The organism is Gemmatimonadaceae bacterium, assembly GCA_035533755.1.
Lineage (GTDB): Bacteria > Gemmatimonadota > Gemmatimonadetes > Gemmatimonadales > Gemmatimonadaceae > JAGWRI01.
The window spans coordinates 1-2,227 of record DATLTC010000055.1 but is presented as its reverse complement, the minus strand read 5'-3'; the positions used below and the strand labels follow the sequence as shown (position 1 = coordinate 2,227).

The window sequence follows — 2,227 nt, the reverse complement described above, 5'->3', positions numbered from 1 at the left end:
TGTACATGGTCTCCTCCTCGGTGGGGCGCCTGGGCGCCGTGAGTGAATCGTGACGCCCACCGAGAAGGCAAGACGGCGGCCACGAACGCGGCCGCGCTGGCGCGTGCTCTAAGACTCGTGGTGAACGGGACTTGGACTGGGTCCGCGCGCGCGCTCGGATCCCGTGGAGTGTCCGCCGGAACACCCGCGGGCCCGGAGCGACGTGTCCCAACGGACACGCCCCGGCGGACCGCGTTCAGCCGCTCAATCCCGCTGAATGCCCAGCCGCCGCATGATCTTGAGCAGGCTCGCATGGTCGGCCAGGCCGAGCGATTCCGCCGCCCGCGTGATCTGCCATTCGTGCCGCTCCAGCGCGCCGAGGATGATCTTGCGCTCGGCGTCCGCCTTCAGCGCCTGGAACGATGCATCGTCCGAGGCATGCGCCGCCGGAGCGCCGCCCCGCACCTCGGCGGGCAGTTGCTCCAGGTGGATCGTCTCGCCGTCCGTGGCCACCACCGATCGCTCGATGACGTTGCGGAGTTCGCGCACGTTGTTGCGCTGCCAGCCGTGGTGTACCAACGCCTCGCGTGCTTCGGGGCTGAGTCGCTTGGGGAGCATCCCGAAGCGGGTGCACGTCTCGTCCAGGAACCGCGCGGCGAGCAGCGGCACGTCCTCGGGACGCTCCCGCAGCGGCGGCACGCGCAGCACGTGCACGTTGAGGCGGAAGAGCAGATCCTCGCGGAACGCGCCGTCGGCGACGAGCCGATCCAGGTCCCGGTGCGTGGCCGCGACGACGCGCGCATTCACCGCGATGCTCTTGCTGGTGCCGAGGCGCGTCACCGTATGCTGTTCCAGCGCCCGCAGCAGCTTGGGTTGGACGGGCAGCGGCAGCTCGCCGATCTCGTCCAGAAAGAGCGTCCCGTTCTCGGCGGACTCGAACGCGCCCTTCCGCGTGCCTGCCGCGCCGGTGAATGCCCCGCGCTCGTGGCCGAACAACTCGCTCTCCACCAATGCTTCGGGAAGCGCGGCGGCATTGATCACCACGAACGGCCCCGAGGGATTGGTGCCCAGACGGTGCAGCTCGCGCGCCACCAACTCCTTGCCTGTGCCGCTCTCGCCCAGGATGAGCACCGGGCTCGGGATGCCCGCCACGCGCGCGATCGAGTCGCGCAACCGGTCCATGGCCGCGCCGCGGCCCACGAGGCTGGATTCGCCGAGGCGCCGCTGCAGCGCCCACAGTTCGCGGCGCAGCCGGTGCCGCTCGATGGCGTTGGCCACCTCCTGCGCGACCCGCTCCATGGGCTCGGCCTTGTCGATGAACCCCGCCGCGCCCAGTCGCACCGCTTCGATGCAGCGGTCGAAGTTGCCCGTGCCCGTATACACGATGACCGGCGTCTCGACGCCCTGGTGCTTCAGCGCCCGCAGCACCTCGAAGCCATCCATGCCAGGCATCTCGAGGTCGAGCAGCGCGCAGTCGATGGGATCGCTGCGCAAGCGGTCCAGCGCCGCGGCGCCGTTGGTGGCCACCGTCACGTCGTGGCCCGCGATCCGCTTGAGATCGTAGGCATATTGCTCGGCGAGCGGGGCCACGTCGTCCACGACCAGGATGTTGCTCATCGGGTCTTCCCTCGCCTAGCCGGCCGGGAGCTCTACGGTGAATGTACTGCCTTCGCCCGGGGCGGTCTCCACCCGGATCGAGCCGCCGAGGTCGGTGAGCAGGCGCCGCACCACCGAGAGCCCAAGGCCGGTGCCGCTCGGCTTGGTGGTATAGAAGTCGTCGAATGCGCGGTCGAGCTGCGGCCGCGTCATGCCGCGGCCCGTGTCGGTCACGGTGAAGCGCACGCGGCGCTCGAGGCCCTCGCCCACGCACTGGCCGGCCAGCGTGACCGTTCCCGGCTTGCCGTCGAGCGCATCCACGGCGTTCGACACCAGATTCTCGATGATCCGTCGCAGCACCACCGCATCGGCCTTCACGGGCGGAAGCGATTCGGGCACCCGCACGTCGACGCGCGCTTCCGCTGCGTGAACCCCGCGCGCCACCTCGTGCAGCACGGCGCCGGCGTCGGAGTTGGCGCGGCCCAGCGACGGCGTGAGCCGCGCGTAGTTGCGCGCCAACTCGTCGAGGTACTCCACGCTCGAATCCAGCGTGGGGCGGCGCTCCAGATAGACGGACGCCAGGGTGTCCGGCGCCTGCTCCGCCACCTGCGTGAGGTGCCGCAGCACATTGCGGATGGGTGCGAGCCCGTTC

2 protein-coding genes are annotated in these 2,227 nt (G+C 70.5%); both read right to left on the bottom strand.

Going from position 1 to position 2,227, the window contains the following annotated elements; all coding sequences use genetic code 11:
- Positions 1–243: 243 nt before the first annotated feature.
- Positions 244–1,596, bottom strand: a complete 1,353-nt coding sequence (locus VNE60_08235; protein HVB31492.1) for a sigma-54 dependent transcriptional regulator — start codon at positions 1,594–1,596, stop codon at positions 244–246.
- A 15-nt stretch (positions 1,597–1,611) separates the two neighbouring features.
- On the bottom strand, positions 1,612–2,227 hold a 616-nt coding region (locus tag VNE60_08230), incomplete at its 5' end, for a HAMP domain-containing sensor histidine kinase (protein HVB31491.1).

Excerpts from the sequence above, each read along its gene's own strand:
- VNE60_08235 (HVB31492.1), bottom strand. The coding sequence starts at position 1,596 with ATGAGCAACATCCTGGTCGTGGACGACGTGGCCCCGCTCGCCGAGCAA.